Origin of the sequence: Sulfitobacter litoralis (genome assembly GCF_900103185.1) — a bacterium.
Taxonomy (GTDB): Bacteria; Pseudomonadota; Alphaproteobacteria; order Rhodobacterales; family Rhodobacteraceae; genus Sulfitobacter; species Sulfitobacter litoralis.
Genome location: NZ_FNJD01000006.1, coordinates 163,510 through 178,890 on the forward strand (window position 1 = coordinate 163,510; position 15,381 = coordinate 178,890).

Consider the following 15,381-nt stretch of genomic DNA (forward strand, 5'->3'; position numbering starts at 1 on the left):
CGCTAACAAAAAAGACCACCCCGAAGGGTGGCCTTTTAGACGCATACGAGGACGTCTTGCCGTTTCTTAGTTCGCCTGACGACGCAGGAACGCGGGGATCTCGATCCGCTCTTGATCTTCATCTTGCAGATCGCGCGGCTGTGGCGCGGCGGAGGACGCGCGGGTCTGGACCGGCGGCTGCTGGCGTGCGGGGCGCTGCTGTTGGGTTTCCGCCTCGCCGTGGCCGGTCATGCGGTTGATCAACGAATTGATCCCGAAACGCTTCTCGCCCTGATCTGCCGCGGCGGGTTGCTGACGCTGCTGCTGGGGCTGTGCCTGAGGCTGGCGTTGCGGTTGTTGCTGTTGGGTTGGCGACGCTTTCTGAGCGGCCGCGCGCAGGCGGGCCAAAGCTTCGGGCGATGGGGTGCCCGGTGCAGACGCGCGTGGCGCGACAAATGCTTCTTGCTGTTGCGTGTCGACATTCACCTCTTCGTGGCGCGGCTGAAAAGACGCAACCTCGGGACGGTAAGCAGGGGGTGGAAGATCATCGGCGTTGGACGCGTTGTCGTCATAGCGGTTGTCAGAGAAACCACCGTGCTGGGACGACTGATCTTCCTGGAACAACTGCTGCTGCGGCTCTTCTTCGTATTCCGCTTGGGCAGCAACAGGTGCAGGTGCCTCGGCGGCTGGGGCTTGTTCAACCTCAAGCGATTTAGCAGGCAACGGCTGCGACATCGAACGGCGTGGCACAGGCATTTCTGTGTTCACGTCAACCGCATCGATACCTGTCGCAACAACGCTCACGCGCATAACGCCACCCAGTTCGGTGTCGAGCGTGGACCCGACGATGATGTTGGCGTCTGGGTCGACTTCTTCGCGGATACGGTTCGCCGCCTCGTCCAGTTCGAACAAGGTCAGGTCGTGGCCGCCGGTGATGTTGATCAGAACGCCCTTGGCACCGCGCAGGCTGATTTCGTCCAGCAGAGGGTTCGCGATGGCCTTCTCGGCAGCCTGGATGGCGCGATCTTCGCCCTCGGCCTCGCCGGTACCCATCATCGCCTTGCCCATTTCGTCCATCACGGCGCGAACGTCAGCAAAGTCGAGGTTGATCAAGCCGGGACGGACCATCAGATCTGTCACGCCTTTGACGCCTTGATACAGCACGTCATCGGCAAGCGAGAAGGCTTCGGTAAAGGTGGTTTTTTCATTCGCCAGACGGAACAGGTTCTGGTTGGGAATGATGATCAGTGTGTCGACAACTTTTTGCAGCGCCTCGATGCCATCCTCGGCTTGGCGCATCCGCTTGATGCCTTCGAACTGAAACGGCTTGGTCACGACGCCTACGGTCAGGACACCCAGCTCGCGTGCGGCTTGGGCGATGATTGGCGCAGCACCTGTCCCGGTGCCCCCGCCCATACCTGCCGTGATAAAGCACATGTGAGCGCCGGCCAGGTGATCCACAATCTGTTCAATGCTTTCTTCCGCAGCAGCAGCACCGACCGGCGCCCGTGCGCCAGCACCCAGACCTTCGGTTACTTTGATGCCCAGCTGAACGCGGTTCTCTGCCTTGGCTTGTTGCAACGCTTGCGCGTCCGTGTTGGCAACCACGAAATCAACACCATCGAGTTCTTTTTCGATCATGTTGTTCACGGCGTTGCCGCCTGCCCCGCCAACACCAAACACTGTGATGCGGGGTTTCAGGTCGCCCTGTCCGGGCATTGAAAGATTGAGGGTCATGAGCCGTCCGCCTGTATTGTTTAGCTCGCTTACGGAGCATTTTTTGTGCAATTCCCCTTGTTGTATAGGGATAACGCCCTTGCGTCACCTAGAAAACACGGTTTTGACACATTATATGGGCGTTTTTTTGCCGGTTTTCTCATGATTTCGACGCGCGCACCGCATCTGGGGGTTACCAGTTGTCGCGGAACCACTTGACAGCGCGCTTCAACGATCGGGCCGGATACCGGTCGGCAGGAATGTCGAAATCCCACCACTCGTCCTGCGGGTGCGCGGCGAATAATGCCAACCCCACGGCAGAGGCGAAACCGGGTCCGGTTGCAGCCTGTGGCAGGCCGTGGACGCGCAACGGGCGGCCCAAACGGACCTGCTGGCCCAAGATCTTGCTGGCCAGCCCATCAAGGCCCGGAATTTGACTTCCCCCACCCGTCAGCACGATCTGCTGGCTTGGGAGGTGATCAAATCCCGCCGCATCCAGACGGGCGCGGACCTCTTCGAGAATTTCTTCGACACGCGGGCGCATAATGCCGATTAGCTCTGCACGGCTGACGGTACGGCGGTCGTGTTCATAGTCACCGGTATCCCCACCGATATCGATCATCTCGCGGTCATCCATGCCTGTCGCATGCACCCCACCATAGAACGTCTTGATCCGCTCGGCGTTGGCCGTCGGCACCTGCAATCCCATAGAGATATCAGAGGTGATGTGGTCGCCGCCCATACGGACGCTATCGGCAAAAATCATGTGCTTGCGGATGAAGATCGACACAGAGGTCGATCCGCCGCCCAAATCAATGCAGGCCGCCCCCAGTTCTTGTTCGTCTTCGACCAGCGATGAGATCCCCGACACATAGCCAGAGGACGCGATGCCCGCCAGTTCAAGGTCGCACCGTTTGATGCAATGGGCAAGGTGTTGAACTGCAGCGGCATCGACGGTCAGCATATGCATATCGACCGACAGCGAATTGCCCAATTGTCCGCGCGGATCGGACAGACCCGACCGGTTATCCAGCGCAAAGTTCACGGGCTGCGCGTGCAAGACCTCGCGGCCTTCGCCGTATTCCGGGACATCGCAATTGGCCAGAACCTGCGCGACGTCCTGCTCCGATACGACCTGCCCTTCAAGTTCAAGCGTGGCGTCCAGACCATAGCTGCGCGGCTCGGCCCCCGAGAAACAGGCAATCACGTGATCCACACGGATGTTCGCCATTTTCTGAGCCGCCTGCAGCGCGGTGCGCACGGCGCGTTCTGTCTCCTGCATGGCGCAAATCTCGCCAAAGCGTACCCCGCGCGACCGTGTGGTTGCAGCCCCGATTACCCGAAAGCCCGACTGCCCGGCAAGCGACCCGATCTCGCCCTCCTCGGACATGCGGCCCGTCCCGTCGAAACGCAAGACAAGGCAGGCAATCTTAGAACTGCCCACATCCAGAATAGCCACCACGCCGCGTTGCATCGCAAGCTTACGCATGTGGCGCATGGATCGCTGACTATCGTATAGGTCCATCATGTTTTCACTGTCCCGAAATCTGCCTGATGCGCCACAATTCTTGTGTGGCTTCTTTGTTCATTTGCACGGTGGGCCGTTGCGCCAACCGCATATCTACCCGCGCCACATCGCGGCTTAGCACCTCTTCCGCGCCTTCCAGCGCGATCACCCGTTCCAGCGCCTGAACGGCCTGTGTTTCGGGCAGAAGGATGCGCTGCTCACGGTCAAGAACGACGTCCCAACGGCGTTCCCCCATGCGCACCAAACCGCGCAACCTCTCCCCCAACGGAGCCGCCGCGCGGATTAATTCAAGCGCTTCGCTCACGCGTATGTTCGCCGCCTCGCCCACCACAAGGGGCAGATCCGTGCGATCGCCGCGCGATACAAGCTGGCCGATGGGGCTGCCCTCGGCGTCGATCAGCAGCAGCCCGTCCTGGCTGCGCCAAACGGCGACCGGCACCCGTGGCTGTACCGACACCTGCAACACGCCGCCCGGTTTCACCCGCAGCGATGCCTGCTTGACGCCGGGAAGATCGGTGATCGCCTGCCGCAATGCAGGCAGATCAAGATCGAAGGAACTGGTTGGAAATTCGACAGGCACAGCAGCGCGCACGTCAGCGGCCAAAACGCCTTCGACACCATCAATCGCCATCAGCTTGACCATGAATTCGGGGCGTTGCTGGATGCTGGTGCGGGCGTTGGCATAGACATCTGCGAGCTGCCCGCGCCGCGCCTCGTCCGACAGGTAGATGGTGCCCGCCGTCAGCGCGAGACAAAACGGCACGCCAAATCGTAACCCAAAACGAAAGGTCGGCGTCAGCATCAAGCGCTGCATCCGCCACGCCCAACGGGACGGTGCGGGATCTGCCTTGGCCAGCTTGGCGGGTTTGACGCGTTTGATCAACGATTGCATGACGCGTCCTCGATCATCCAGGCGCAAAGCTCGCCAAAGGAAATGCCAACCGACTGCGCCTGTTCGGGCGACAGCGACGTTGGCGTCATGCCGGGTTGTGTGTTGGTCTCGAGCAGGAACAACCCCGCAGCGCCCCTGCTTTCATCCCAGCGGAAATCTGTGCGGCTGACACCACGACAGCTAAGCGCGTTATGCGCGCGCAGGGCGTAATCCATGCAAAGTTCGAAAATCTCGTGCGGGATGTCGGCCGGCACCACATGGGTTGATCCGCCGGCTTTGTATTTCGCGTCGTAATCATACCAGCCGGTGGTCTGGATATCGGTCACGGTGAGCGCCCGCTGCCCCATCACGGTGGTGGTCAACTCGCGGCCTGCGACAAATTTCTCGACCATCACCTCGGCGGGCATGGCGTCGTCCAACTGCGGCGGGCCGTTGTTTTCGACATCGACCAGATACACGCCAACGGACGAGCCTTCGTTGTTCGGCTTCACAACGTAGGGCGGCTCCATCACATGCGACCCGCGCACGGTAGAGGCCGGAACGATCACACTTTCAACAACGGGCAGGCCTGCGGCACGGAAGACTTCTTTGCTGCGCTGCTTGTCCATCGCCAGTGCAGAGGCCAGCACGCCGGAGTGCGTGTAAGGCAGCCCCATCCATTCAAGGATCCCCTGAACGCAACCGTCTTCGCCCCAGCGACCGTGCAGACAGTTCAGAACAACATCAGGCTTGGCCGCGACCAAGTCAGCACAAAGATCGGGGCCGCAATCGACCTCGATGACTTCGAAACTCCGGTCCCGCAAAGCCGCTGCGCACGCGCGCCCTGTTGAAAGAGACACCTCGCGCTCAGCGGAGGGGCCACCCAACAATACTGCAACTCTCGGGGGTGTCCTGCTCGACAATCCCACTCAATCTGCCTTTTTAAATGGGCCTGTTGCGACCCTTATTTATTCTGTGTCGGGTCACTTACGGGCCCTGAATCACGACGCTCGAACGATTATTTTTCGCCGATCCGCATAATTTCCCACTCTAGCGTAATCCCGCTGGAATCGTAAACCTTTTTTCGCACCAACTCGCCTAATGCCTCGAGGTCGGCCGCCGTCGCGGACCCGGTATTGATCAAGAAGTTGGGATGTTTCGGGCTCATCTGCGCACCGCCCAAGGTGGCACCGCGCAACCCTGCATCATCAATCACCTTCCACGCTTTTAGATCGTGGCGGTCGCCGGCCTGCCCCGTGCTGGAGAATCCTGCCGGATTGCGAAAGGTCGATCCTGCGCTGCGATCCTTGGTGGGTTGGGTTTCGTCGCGTTTGCGCAGCTGCTCTTCCATCCGCGCATGTAGCGCATCGGCATCGCCCTGGGGCGGCGCAAACGTGGCCGAGGTGATGACACATCCGTCAGGCAACGCGGACTGGCGATAGGCAAATTTCAAGTCATCAGGCCCAAGCGTGACCTGTTCGCCGTCGCGGGTGATCGCCTCTGCGCTGACGAAATAATCAGCAGTGTAGGTGCCATAGCAGCCCGCGTTCATCCGTACCGCACCGCCAATGCTCCCTGGGATTGTGCGCAGAAACGTCAGATCAAGCCCCGCGTCCGCCGCCTTGCGCGCGACATGGGCGTCCAGCGCGGCTGCGCCCGCGGTGACGGTACCATCCTCGCAGCTGATGGTGTTAAACCCACGCCCCAATCGGATCACCACAGCGCGCAAGCCGCCGTCGCGCACGATCACATTCGACCCGACACCCATTGGCATGACAACCACATCGCGCGGCAACGCCTTCAGGAACGCCGCCAGATCATCCGCATCCGCGGGCTGGTAGAAATAATCGGCGGGGCCGCCCACACGCAGCCACGTCAGATCAGCCAAGGGACGGTTTTGCGTCAGCTTGCCGCGCATATCGGGAAAGGAAATATCTGTCATGGGCTTCGCGTAGCTTTCTTTGGCGGGGAGGTCAATTTTCCACGCGGCTAAAAGGCAGGTGGACCGCTGGCGCGTTAATCAAGGCGGTTTGCACGCAGGGCCCGTGTCAGGCGACCGGCGACCCATCCGACAAGGAACGCGCAGACCGCATATCCCGTGGCCGCGGCTTGGGCCATGAACACCGGTCGCTCGAATGGTTTTGCGCCTAAGCCCCAGATCATCCACGCCCAGTTCAGCGCCAATCCAATCAGCAAGACCAGCACAAAGCCGCCATAGCGCCGCGCCAGCCCACACCAACCAGAGGCCAGCATCCACACGACGAGAATGCTGATAAGAATGACCAGCGTCAGATTCATTCTGGCGCATCCCGCACAGCAGCACCGCGCAGCCAGCGCATAAAATAGATCACGGGCCAGCGCAGCACCGAACAGCCCGCCGCAAGTATCAGCATTCCGACCCAAGGGCCGTGCTGTACCGTAACATAGCCCAGTACGGGGATACCCACGGCAATCAGCACATAGGCGCTGCGCCAGTGCTGGTCAGAACTGGGCGTCATCGCCAGCACATTCGCGACGACGGCCCAGAAACAGGCAAGAACCAGGGATATACTCATTTGGGTACCTCGGGGTTTTGTCCGCGCAGCTTGGCCAGCAAAAAGCGCAAGGGATTGCGGAACATGGACACAAAGGCAGCAAGTGCGAGCAAGGTGAACAGCCAGCCCTCCTGAAGGCCGATCAGAACGATCAGCACAGGTGCGGCAATCAGCAGTAAGATACCGGGAATATATTGAAGACGCATCGGCAGCGTCGCCACCGTGGCCGAGCAAAAGACCCACAGGATGCAAGCCCAAAGCAAGGTCATAACCGGCCCCCATATACAGGGGTCGGTGCCATTTATACGGCTTCCTTCTTTAACGCAGCCAGCGCGTCGGGCAAGGCGTTGGCCCATGTACTGATGGTGCCCGCCCCGAGGCAAACAACCATATCCCCCGGACCTGCCTTCTCGCGCACAAGCCGCGCCAGATCTTCCTCGCTTTGAACGGCGCGGGCATCGCGGTGGCCGTGACGGATCAGCCCTGCAACCAGATCGTCGCGCCCTGCCCCTTCGATGGGGTCTTCGCCGGCGGCATAGACCTCGGCGATGCCAACCACATCGGCATCGTTAAAGCAGGCACAGAATTCTTCGAAATGGTGGTGCAGGCGGCTGTAGCGGTGGGGCTGGTGCACGGCGATGACGCGCCCTTCGGTGGCCTGACGTGCAGCCTTGAGCACAGCGGTGATTTCAACCGGGTGGTGACCGTAGTCATCGATTATGGTCACACCGTCGACTTCACCCACTTTGGTAAAGCGCCGGTTCACACCGCCAAAGCCCGCCAGTGCGGCGCGGATTTCTTCGGCTTTCATGCCAAGGTGTCTGGACACCGCAACCGCCGCCATTGCGTTGGATACGTTATGATCCCCCGGCATTGGCAAGCTACAATCCTTGATTGTGATCCCTTCGGCCTGAAACACGATATCGAAATGCGCCACGCCCGCCTTGTAGTGGAGGTTGATCGCGCGCACATCGGCTTGCGTGTTAAAGCCATATGTCATCACGCGGCGGTCGGTGATCTTGCCCACCAGCGCTTGCACTTCGGGGTGGTCAATGCAGCAAACCGCCAGCCCGTAGAACGGAATGTTTGATACGAAGTCCAGAAACCCTTTGCGCAGGGTATCAAAGTCGCCCCAATGCTCCATATGTTCAGGGTCGATGTTGGTCACGATCGCAATGGTCGCCGGCAAACGGTTAAAGGTGCCGTCGGATTCATCCGATTCGACCACCATCCATTCGCCCTGCCCCATACGTGCATTCGAGCCATAGGCGTGGATGATCCCGCCATTCACGACAGTCGGGTCGATGCCACCTTTGACCAGCAGTTCGGCCACCATCGTTGTCGTGGTTGTCTTGCCGTGGGTTCCGGCAACGGCGATGTTGGATTTCAAGCGCATCAGCTCTGCCAGCATCTCTGCGCGGCGCACGATCGGCAGCCCTGCCACCCGTGCCGCATCAAGTTCGGGGTTGCCCGGTTTGATCGCGGAAGAGATCACAATAACCGCGGCCCCTTCGATGTTCGCGGCCTGCTGACCCTCGAAAACAGTCGCGCCAAGATCCACCAGACGGTCTGTGATCTTGGTCGACTTCAGATCAGACCCCTGCACGCGATAGCCGTGGTTCAACAACACTTCGGCAATGCCTGACATGCCGATACCGCCGATGCCTACGAAATGGATCGGGCCCACATCAGTCGGAAGCTTCGTGGCTGCGTTCATCGTTTCTTTCCTTCGGTTGCCAGGGCTTCCACCATCTGGGCGAGTTCTTCTGCGGCGTCTGGTTTGGCGACAGATAGGGCGGCGCGTGACATCTGCAACGCGCCATCGGCGTGGGTCAGCACCATTTCAATTTGGGCGCGCAGGCTGTCGGGATTTGCCATGTTTTCGGGCACCATGATCGCGGCACCGGCGTCGACAAGCCCGCGGGCATTCGCGGATTGGTGATCGCCTGTGGCAGCCGCATAGGGGATCAGGATAGAGGGCCGCCCGATAATAGAGATATCGGCGACGCTGGACGCGCCCGCGCGGCTGATCACCAGCTGCGCTTCGGACATGCGGCGCGGCACATCGTGGAAAAACGGCTGCACATCTGCGCTGATACCATTTTCGGCATAGAAAGCCGCGACGCGTTCACCGTCTTCGTCGCGTGCCTGATGGCTCACGCGGATATTGCGCAATAGATCCAGCGGCAGATCGGCGATGGCGGGGGGGATGACCTCGCTGAGGATCCGCGCGCCCTGGCTGCCGCCCATCACTAACAGCTCCATCGGATAATCACCGGGCGCGATATAACCGGCACCGGCCCGTTCCAGCACGGTTGCACGCACCGGATTGCCAGTATGTTGCGCGCTTACCCCGTCGGGAAGCGTGGTCGGCCATGTCCCGCACGCCACCGCATCGACGCGTTTGGCGAACAGATTATTGACCCGCCCCAAGACGCCGTTTTGTTCATGGATCATGCGTGGTTTGCGCAGCACCCATGCCGCGGCCAGAGCGGGGATCGACGGATAGCCCCCAAAGCCGACAACCACATCAGGTTTATCGCGCAGCATCCCAAAGACGCCGCCAATCACACCGCCCATAATTCGAAACGGCGCAATCGCCTTGGCCACGAGCCCGCCGCGCGCGAAAGTTGCGCTGTTGACCTGCTGGATCTCGACCGCGTCGGGAAAGCCGCTTGTGTAGCGCGCACCGCGCGCGTCCGTCGACAGCTTTACCCGCCAGCCGCGGGCCAACATGACTTCGGCCAGCGCCTGCGCGGGGAACATATGCCCGCCCGTGCCACCCGCCGCGATCACCAGCATCGGGGCGCTCATCGGGCGCGACCTCGTCCAAGTAGGTCAGAAATCTGGCCCTGCGGCCGCGACCGTGTAAACGCCAGCAACATGCCCACGGCGATACCCGATGCAATCACCGACGACCCGCCATAGCTGACAAACGGCAATGTCATACCCTTGGCCGGCAGCAGCCGCACGGCAACGCCCATATTGATCATCGCCTGCACGCCGAACATACACGCCAGTCCGGTGCCTGCCAGACGCACAAAGGGATCCCGCTCGCGCACCAGACGCAGCAGCGACCGCACAACGATCACGGCATAAAGCGCGATAACACACATCACGAGGATCAGCCCGTATTCTTCGGCCGCAACGGCAATGATGAAATCGGTATGCGCATCGGGCAGCGACCATTTCACCTGCCCCTCGCCCACACCAACACCGAACAAACCGCCTTCGCGGATCGCATCCGTGGCATAGCCAAGCTGCGTGCGCGGGTCGATATCGGGCGACAAGAAGCCGTCAATCCGGCGGGCAAAGTGTTCTGAATTGGAATAGGCAAAAGTGCCTGCCAGTACGACGAGGCCAGCCATACCGACCAGCAGCACCAAAGGGGCACCTGCCACAAAATACATCACGCCCCAGCCGAACAGCACCAGACACGCCTGCCCAAAGTCGGGCTGTAGCGCCAGCATCAACACGATAGAAATACACAAGGCAAAGGACCACGTCTTGCCCGGAGGGCCGTTGATCTCGAGCGCCGCCGCCATCATCCACGCCGCGACGACCACAAAGCCGGGCTTGAGGAATTCTGACGGCTGGAAGGACGCAAAACCCATCGAATACCAGCGCACAGCACCCTTGCCGAAATCCGTTCCAAAGAACGGCAGCAGGGCCAGCGCGACAAAAGAAAGAAGAAAGCCGACAATCGCCAAGCGACGGACCATAATCGGTGTCATCATTGACGTCAGCACCATCGCGATCACAGCCAGCACGCCAAAGACGGCCTGCCGCTGTACATAATGGAACGAGTCAAACCCGTTTTTCGCGGCCAAGGGCGGCGACGCGGCCAGCCCTAGCAACATGCCCACGGCAAACAACAGGAGGATGCAAGACATCGCCCATTTGTCGATCGTACGCCACCATTTTGGAAGAATCGGTTCGCCATCCCGAACGGGAACCGCACCATAGACCATTTCTGTCATGGGACCTGCCTTACACTGCCTCGTTCCGCCCCTTTTCGGGGTCTAACTTGCAGTGTAGCGCGAAAGGTCACGCGGGGCTAGTCTGTTTTAACCAGCCCCGCGCAAAGCTGCCTATGCGCCCGCGTGTGTGCCGCGGATCGGATAGTCATTGTCACGCACGAACTTGATACCCTTCAGCAGCCCTTCCAGGTCAGGCCTTGCGAATGGCGCGTTCGAGATATCGAGAATCTGGATATTGCCATCAGCGTTGACGACAAAGACGCCCGGCTCGGCAAAGGGCTGGTCGGTCTCGAGCGGGCTACGCGGGTCGGAGACATACAGCCCAAGATCCTGCATTTGCGCGATGCTCAAATCATAGCCCACAGTCAGGGACAGGTCTTGCTCTTGCGCCATCTCGCGCGCTTTATTTTTCGGGTCGCCCGACACCGCCACGACGTCTACGCCAGCCTCGTTAAAGTCCGCGACCAACCCGTCCAGCGTCTTGAGATAGGTTTTGCAGATCGGGCAGTGCAGCCCGCGGTAGACGACCACCAATTGCCAGTCAAATTCGCCCCGTGGGGTGCCAAGGGTCAGCATCCCGCCCTGCAGCTCTGCCACGGTTAGTTTCGGAAATGCGTTGCCTGCGTCTAGTACGTTCATCGGGTCTCTCCTGTAATTGCTTCGTTACTGTCGGAGGTAATGCTCATCCGCGTGATTGCCACCCCGCTCACATCCACTTGACCGACCTGCCCTGCTCAGGCAAAGGCGGGACCATGCAATATGATACGGTCATTTTAGGCGCAGGGGCCGCAGGCATGATGTGCGCGGCCCACGCGGGCGGGTCGGTGTTGGTCGTGGACCATGCCAAAGCACCGGGCGAGAAAATCCGCATCTCGGGCGGCGGGCGCTGTAACTTTACCAATATGCACTGCACGCCCCAAGCCTTCATCTGCGCCAATCCCCATTTCGCTAAATCAGCCCTTGCACGCTATACCCAGTGGGATTTCATCGAACTGGTCGACGCGCATGGCATCGCATGGCACGAGAAAACCCTCGGCCAGCTCTTCTGCGACACCTCCGCCAAAGAGATTGTCGCCATGCTGCGCGGACTGATGCAAAAGGCTGGTGTGGATTTGCAGTTGCTCAGCACGCTAACCGATATCGCCGCGACGGATGCCGGCTACAGTATGACCTTGCACACGCCCGACGGCACAACGCCGATCACCGCGCGCAATCTTGTCGTTGCTTCAGGCGGGAAATCTATTCCCAAGATGGGCGCGACTGGTCGCGCCTACGAGATCGCGGCGCAGATGGGCATTCCCATGACCGACACCCGCGCAGGGCTGGTCCCCTTTACTTTCACCGACGCACGCTTTGCCCCGATATCCGGCACCGCAACGCCTGCGCGTGTGACCGCCCAAGGCCCCGCGTTTGACGAAGCCTTGCTGTTTACCCACCGTGGCCTTTCCGGCCCTGCGATCCTTCAAGCCTCCAGCTACTGGACTGAAGGCGCACCGATCACGGTCAACCTGCTGCCCGACATTGATCTGCTGAGCAAACTGCGCGCGCAACGCCAAAGCTATGGCCGCCGCAACCTCACGACCGAACTCGCCCATCACCTGCCCGCGCGGCTGGTCGATCACCTTGCGGGCATCATGGATTTGGGCGGCAACCTCGCAGATTGGTCGGACGCAAAGCTCACCGCGTTGATTGACGCGCTGTCGAACTGGACGATGACCCCTTCGGGCACCGAAGGCTACCGCACCGCCGAAGTCACCCTTGGCGGGATCGACACCGATGCTCTATCGTCCAAAACGATGGAGGCAAAAATACGCCCCGGTCTCTACTTCATTGGCGAGGCCGTCGACGTGACCGGTTGGCTGGGCGGCTATAACTTCCAGTGGGCATGGTCCTCGGCGATGGCCTGCGCCGCCCATATCGCGCAGAAACAGTAATTTCCAAGTGGCCCCAAATCCCGGGGGAGCCGCCAAAGGCGGCGGGGGCAGCGCCCCCCTCTGTCACGTCATCAAGGACGCGCTTACCCGTCTGCCAGATGCTTTTGCACCTGCGCGACAAAGTCCTCTCCGCGCCGCTCGAAACTGTCGTATTGATCAAAGCTTGCCGCCGCAGGGGCCAGCAACACGACGTCCCCCGCCTCTGCCTCTTCGACAGCGCGCGCGACTGCGACCTCCATCGTGCCGCAGACCTCTGCCTCTACGCCCAGCTTCATGGCGAACTGCGCCGCCTCGCGCCCGATAACATAGGCTTTGCGAACGGTCTCAATGGCCGCTGACAAGCTGCCCAAGCCCCCCTCTTTCTCCAGCCCACCGCAAATCCAACGTATATTCTGGAACGCCGCCAGCGCTTTAACGGCGCTGTCCACATTGGTGGCCTTGCTGTCGTTGACAAAGCGAACACCACCCGCCTCGCCCACGGTCTGGCTGCGATGCGGCAGGCCGCCAAACGAATGGAACGCCGCCTCGATAATCTTGGGCGCGAACCCCAGCGTGCGGCAGGCGGCATAGGCGGCGCAGGCGTTTTGGTGGTTATGAGCGCCGGGCAGTCCGGTCACACCGCGCAGATCGATCGACGCCACTTGTTTGCCATTGCGATACTCCGACAAGAACCCCTTGCGCGCAAAGACCTGCCAGCCAAGCCCGGTGAGCTTGCGATCAACCGAAACGCGGATCACCCTGTCGTCGGCAGCCCCTTCGCTCAGTTGTCCTGCAAGAAAACGCCCTTCGGGTTCGTCCACACCGATGACGGCGCGGTCCGGCCCGCCTTCGGCAAACAGCCGACGTTTGGCCGCGAAATAGCCGCCCATGCCTGCATGGCGATCCAGATGATCGGGGCTGAGGTTCGTGAACACGGCGACATCCGGGGTCAGGTTGCGCGCCAAATCGGTCTGGTAGCTCGACAATTCCAGCACCACGACCTCGCCATCAATCGCGGGTTCGATGTCCAGCACGCCGCGTCCGATGTTACCGGCCAGCTGTGTCGGTCGCCCTGCATGCTTGAGGATGTGATGCACCAACGCCGATGTGGTTGATTTGCCGTTCGATCCGGTGATCGCAATGATCTTGGGTACGACATCAAAGTTGTCCCAGGCCAAAGTCGCAAAGCTTTGAAAGAACAGCCCGATATCGTTGTCGACCGCGACGCCGGCCTCTTGTGCGGCCACGATGACGGGATTGGGCGCGGGGTACAGATGCGGGATACCGGGCGAGACAATCAACCGGGCGATATCGTCAAAGGCACCCGGTTGGCCAAGATCAACACAATCGAACCCTTCTGCTTGCGCCGCGCCACGCGCTGCGGGGTTATCGTCCCAACAAACCGGCACCGCCCCCCCTGCCGCCAGCGCGCGGGCCGCAGACAAGCCCGACCGCCCGAGCCCCAGAATGGCGACCTTTGCGCCGGTCAAACCTTGAACTGGTATCATGCCTGCTCTCCTGTTAGCGATGACCCTGAAACGTTCGGAGCCTTTAATGCCCCATCTGCCAGAGATTTTAGCCCAGCTCAACGCTGACATGCGCGCCACGGATGACTGGGGTGATATAGCAGCCTATATCCCGCAGTTGGCCTCTGTCGATCCCGCGCAATTTGCGATCGTCGTGACCACGGCGGATGGCGAAGTCTTCACCGCCGGAGACGTGGATACACCGTTCTCGGTGCAATCCATCACCAAGATCTTCACGCTCGCCATCGCCCTTGGCAGATCCGGCGACCAATTATGGAAACGCGTGGGACGCGAACCGTCGGGACGGGCGTTCAACTCTATCGTGCAGCTCGAGGCGGAGCAGGGCCGGCCGCGCAATCCCTTTATCAATGCCGGCGCGATTGTCACCACTGACGAAGTGCTGACGGGGCGCGAACCGCGCGAGACGCTGGCAGAGATCCTGCAGTTCGTGCGCGCAGCCGCCAGCGATGATGACATCCACATCAATGAAAAAGTCGCGGCATCCGAAACCGCTCACGGTCACCGCAACTTTGCGCTGGCGCATTTTCTGGCATCCTGCGGCAATCTGAACAATGCACCTGAAAAGACGCTCGGCACTTATTTCCACCACTGCGCTATTGATATGTCCGCGCGGCAACTGGCAATGGCCGGACGGTTCCTGATCGAAACCGACAAGCTGCCGCGCATGATTCTGCCGGCACGCATTCGACGGCTGAACGCGCTGATGCTAACCTGTGGGCACTATGACGGGTCGGGCGACTTTGCCTACCGTGTGGGGCTTCCAGCGAAATCCGGCGTCGGCGGTGGCATCCTCGCCATTGTCCCCGGTCGCGCCAGCATCGCGGTCTGGTCGCCGGGCCTCAACCGCTATGGCAATTCGAAAAAGGGCACCCAAGCCATGGCGCGGCTCGCCCGCGAAATGGGCTGGTCGATCTTCTAACCCCGCCCCGCTTCATTTTGCCAAATAAACTCCGTGGGAAGCGGCCAAGGGCCGCGTGGGGGCCAGCCCCCAGCCGTTCTGATTTATGTGGTTCGCTGACATCTAACGTTGACACTGGGAGGCCATAAGGCATTGATATGCCTTATGGCTATAAAATCCAATGACCTTAAATACGCAGAGAAACTCTCGAAGAATTCTTCGAGAGGAGCAATCAGTCAGAAGCTCGCCCCACGGACCGTGGGTGGATTCTCCGTGAACGCATGCAGAAACGCTCTCTGTTCCTCCTTCACATTGCCGCCGATTCTGCATTCAGTGAACGCGGGCCATGCGCGAGGGCAAATCAAAGGTTCAAGCGAAAATCGATCCTACTACTGCAATGAGTGCGGGAAGAGTT

At 60.5% G+C, this 15,381-nt stretch carries 15 protein-coding genes; 2 read left to right on the forward strand and 13 right to left on the reverse strand.

Annotation, left to right across the window (positions count from 1 at the left end; all coding sequences use genetic code 11):
- Positions 1–66 precede the first annotated feature (66 nt).
- The 12 genes from ftsZ to BLQ98_RS07320 all read right to left on the reverse strand — a co-directional run bounded on the left by ftsZ (position 67) and on the right by BLQ98_RS07320 (position 11,247).
- The gene (ftsZ, locus tag BLQ98_RS07265; protein WP_093732674.1) at positions 67–1,716 is read right to left on the reverse strand and encodes a cell division protein FtsZ; all 1,650 of its coding nucleotides are present in this window, start codon (positions 1,714–1,716) and stop codon (positions 67–69) included.
- 172 nt (positions 1,717–1,888) lie between these two features.
- Positions 1,889–3,223 carry a cell division protein FtsA gene (gene ftsA, locus BLQ98_RS07270; RefSeq protein ID WP_093732675.1) on the reverse strand — a complete coding sequence of 445 codons (1,335 nt, stop codon included), beginning with the start codon at positions 3,221–3,223 and terminating at the stop codon, positions 1,889–1,891.
- A 4-nt stretch (positions 3,224–3,227) separates the two neighbouring features.
- The gene (locus BLQ98_RS07275) at positions 3,228–4,115 is read right to left on the reverse strand and encodes a cell division protein FtsQ/DivIB (protein WP_093732676.1); all 888 of its coding nucleotides are present in this window, start codon (positions 4,113–4,115) and stop codon (positions 3,228–3,230) included.
- A complete protein-coding gene (locus BLQ98_RS07280; RefSeq protein WP_093732677.1) occupies positions 4,103–5,023 on the reverse strand; it encodes a D-alanine--D-alanine ligase in 921 nt (306 codons plus the stop codon). Before BLQ98_RS07280 ends, BLQ98_RS07275 begins: the two co-directional genes overlap by 13 nt.
- Before the next feature lie 89 nt (positions 5,024–5,112).
- The gene (murB, locus tag BLQ98_RS07285) at positions 5,113–6,036 is read right to left on the reverse strand and encodes a UDP-N-acetylmuramate dehydrogenase (protein WP_093732678.1); all 924 of its coding nucleotides are present in this window, start codon (positions 6,034–6,036) and stop codon (positions 5,113–5,115) included.
- Between the two features lie 74 nt (positions 6,037–6,110).
- Complete coding sequence (locus tag BLQ98_RS07290) at positions 6,111–6,392, reverse strand: hypothetical protein (protein ID WP_093732679.1); 282 nt, start codon at positions 6,390–6,392, stop codon at positions 6,111–6,113.
- A complete protein-coding gene (locus BLQ98_RS07295; RefSeq protein WP_093732680.1) occupies positions 6,389–6,649 on the reverse strand; it encodes a DUF2484 family protein in 261 nt (86 codons plus the stop codon). The genes BLQ98_RS07290 and BLQ98_RS07295 overlap by 4 nt, the downstream gene beginning before the upstream one ends.
- Positions 6,646–6,897 (reverse strand): DUF2484 family protein, encoded by a 252-nt coding sequence (locus BLQ98_RS07300; RefSeq protein WP_093732681.1) that lies wholly within the window; start codon positions 6,895–6,897, stop codon positions 6,646–6,648. The genes BLQ98_RS07295 and BLQ98_RS07300 overlap by 4 nt, the downstream gene beginning before the upstream one ends.
- Positions 6,898–6,929: 32 nt before the next feature.
- Complete coding sequence (gene murC, locus BLQ98_RS07305) at positions 6,930–8,345, reverse strand: UDP-N-acetylmuramate--L-alanine ligase (RefSeq protein WP_093732682.1); 1,416 nt, start codon at positions 8,343–8,345, stop codon at positions 6,930–6,932.
- Positions 8,342–9,442 carry a UDP-N-acetylglucosamine--N-acetylmuramyl-(pentapeptide) pyrophosphoryl-undecaprenol N-acetylglucosamine transferase gene (locus tag BLQ98_RS07310; protein ID WP_093732683.1) on the reverse strand — a complete coding sequence of 367 codons (1,101 nt, stop codon included), beginning with the start codon at positions 9,440–9,442 and terminating at the stop codon, positions 8,342–8,344. Before BLQ98_RS07310 ends, murC begins: the two co-directional genes overlap by 4 nt.
- Positions 9,439–10,608: a putative lipid II flippase FtsW gene (gene ftsW / locus BLQ98_RS07315; RefSeq protein ID WP_093732684.1), complete on the reverse strand. Its 1,170-nt coding sequence runs from the start codon at positions 10,606–10,608 to the stop codon at positions 9,439–9,441. The genes BLQ98_RS07310 and ftsW overlap by 4 nt, the downstream gene beginning before the upstream one ends.
- Before the next feature lie 111 nt (positions 10,609–10,719).
- The gene (locus BLQ98_RS07320) at positions 10,720–11,247 is read right to left on the reverse strand and encodes a redoxin domain-containing protein (protein WP_093732685.1); all 528 of its coding nucleotides are present in this window, start codon (positions 11,245–11,247) and stop codon (positions 10,720–10,722) included.
- Positions 11,248–11,360: 113 nt separating this feature from the next.
- Between BLQ98_RS07320 and BLQ98_RS07325 the strand changes: the two genes are divergently transcribed.
- On the forward strand, positions 11,361–12,542 hold the full coding sequence (locus tag BLQ98_RS07325; protein ID WP_093732686.1) for a BaiN/RdsA family NAD(P)/FAD-dependent oxidoreductase: 1,182 nt from the start codon (positions 11,361–11,363) through the stop codon (positions 12,540–12,542).
- A gap of 83 nt (positions 12,543–12,625) precedes the next feature.
- Here BLQ98_RS07325 and murD read toward each other — a convergent pair whose 3' ends face one another.
- Positions 12,626–14,029, reverse strand: a complete 1,404-nt coding sequence (gene murD, locus BLQ98_RS07330; RefSeq protein ID WP_093732687.1) for a UDP-N-acetylmuramoyl-L-alanine--D-glutamate ligase — start codon at positions 14,027–14,029, stop codon at positions 12,626–12,628.
- Between the two features lie 46 nt (positions 14,030–14,075).
- Between murD and BLQ98_RS07335 the strand changes: the two genes are divergently transcribed.
- Positions 14,076–14,987, forward strand: coding sequence for a glutaminase (locus BLQ98_RS07335; RefSeq protein ID WP_244148385.1), 912 nt, complete (start codon positions 14,076–14,078; stop codon positions 14,985–14,987).
- Positions 14,988–15,381 lie beyond the last annotated feature (394 nt).

Bases quoted from the DNA above. Each gene is read 5' to 3' on its own strand.
- ftsZ (WP_093732674.1), bottom strand. From the start codon at position 1,716: ATGACCCTCAATCTTTCAATGCCCGGACAGGGCGACCTGAAACCCCGC.
- ftsA (WP_093732675.1), bottom strand. From the start codon at position 3,223: ATGATGGACCTATACGATAGTCAGCGATCCATGCGCCACATGCGTAAG.
- BLQ98_RS07275 (WP_093732676.1), bottom strand. From the start codon at position 4,115: ATGCAATCGTTGATCAAACGCGTCAAACCCGCCAAGCTGGCCAAGGCA.
- murB (WP_093732678.1), bottom strand. From the start codon at position 6,036: ATGACAGATATTTCCTTTCCCGATATGCGCGGCAAGCTGACGCAAAAC.
- BLQ98_RS07290 (WP_093732679.1), bottom strand. From the start codon at position 6,392: ATGAATCTGACGCTGGTCATTCTTATCAGCATTCTCGTCGTGTGGATG.
- BLQ98_RS07295 (WP_093732680.1), bottom strand. From the start codon at position 6,649: ATGAGTATATCCCTGGTTCTTGCCTGTTTCTGGGCCGTCGTCGCGAAT.
- BLQ98_RS07300 (WP_093732681.1), bottom strand. From the start codon at position 6,897: ATGACCTTGCTTTGGGCTTGCATCCTGTGGGTCTTTTGCTCGGCCACG.
- murC (WP_093732682.1), bottom strand. From the start codon at position 8,345: ATGAACGCAGCCACGAAGCTTCCGACTGATGTGGGCCCGATCCATTTC.
- BLQ98_RS07310 (WP_093732683.1), bottom strand. From the start codon at position 9,442: ATGAGCGCCCCGATGCTGGTGATCGCGGCGGGTGGCACGGGCGGGCAT.
- ftsW (WP_093732684.1), bottom strand. From the start codon at position 10,608: ATGACAGAAATGGTCTATGGTGCGGTTCCCGTTCGGGATGGCGAACCG.
- BLQ98_RS07320 (WP_093732685.1), bottom strand. From the start codon at position 11,247: ATGAACGTACTAGACGCAGGCAACGCATTTCCGAAACTAACCGTGGCA.
- BLQ98_RS07325 (WP_093732686.1), top strand. From the start codon at position 11,361: ATGCAATATGATACGGTCATTTTAGGCGCAGGGGCCGCAGGCATGATG.
- murD (WP_093732687.1), bottom strand. From the start codon at position 14,029: ATGATACCAGTTCAAGGTTTGACCGGCGCAAAGGTCGCCATTCTGGGG.
- BLQ98_RS07335 (WP_244148385.1), top strand. From the start codon at position 14,076: ATGCCCCATCTGCCAGAGATTTTAGCCCAGCTCAACGCTGACATGCGC.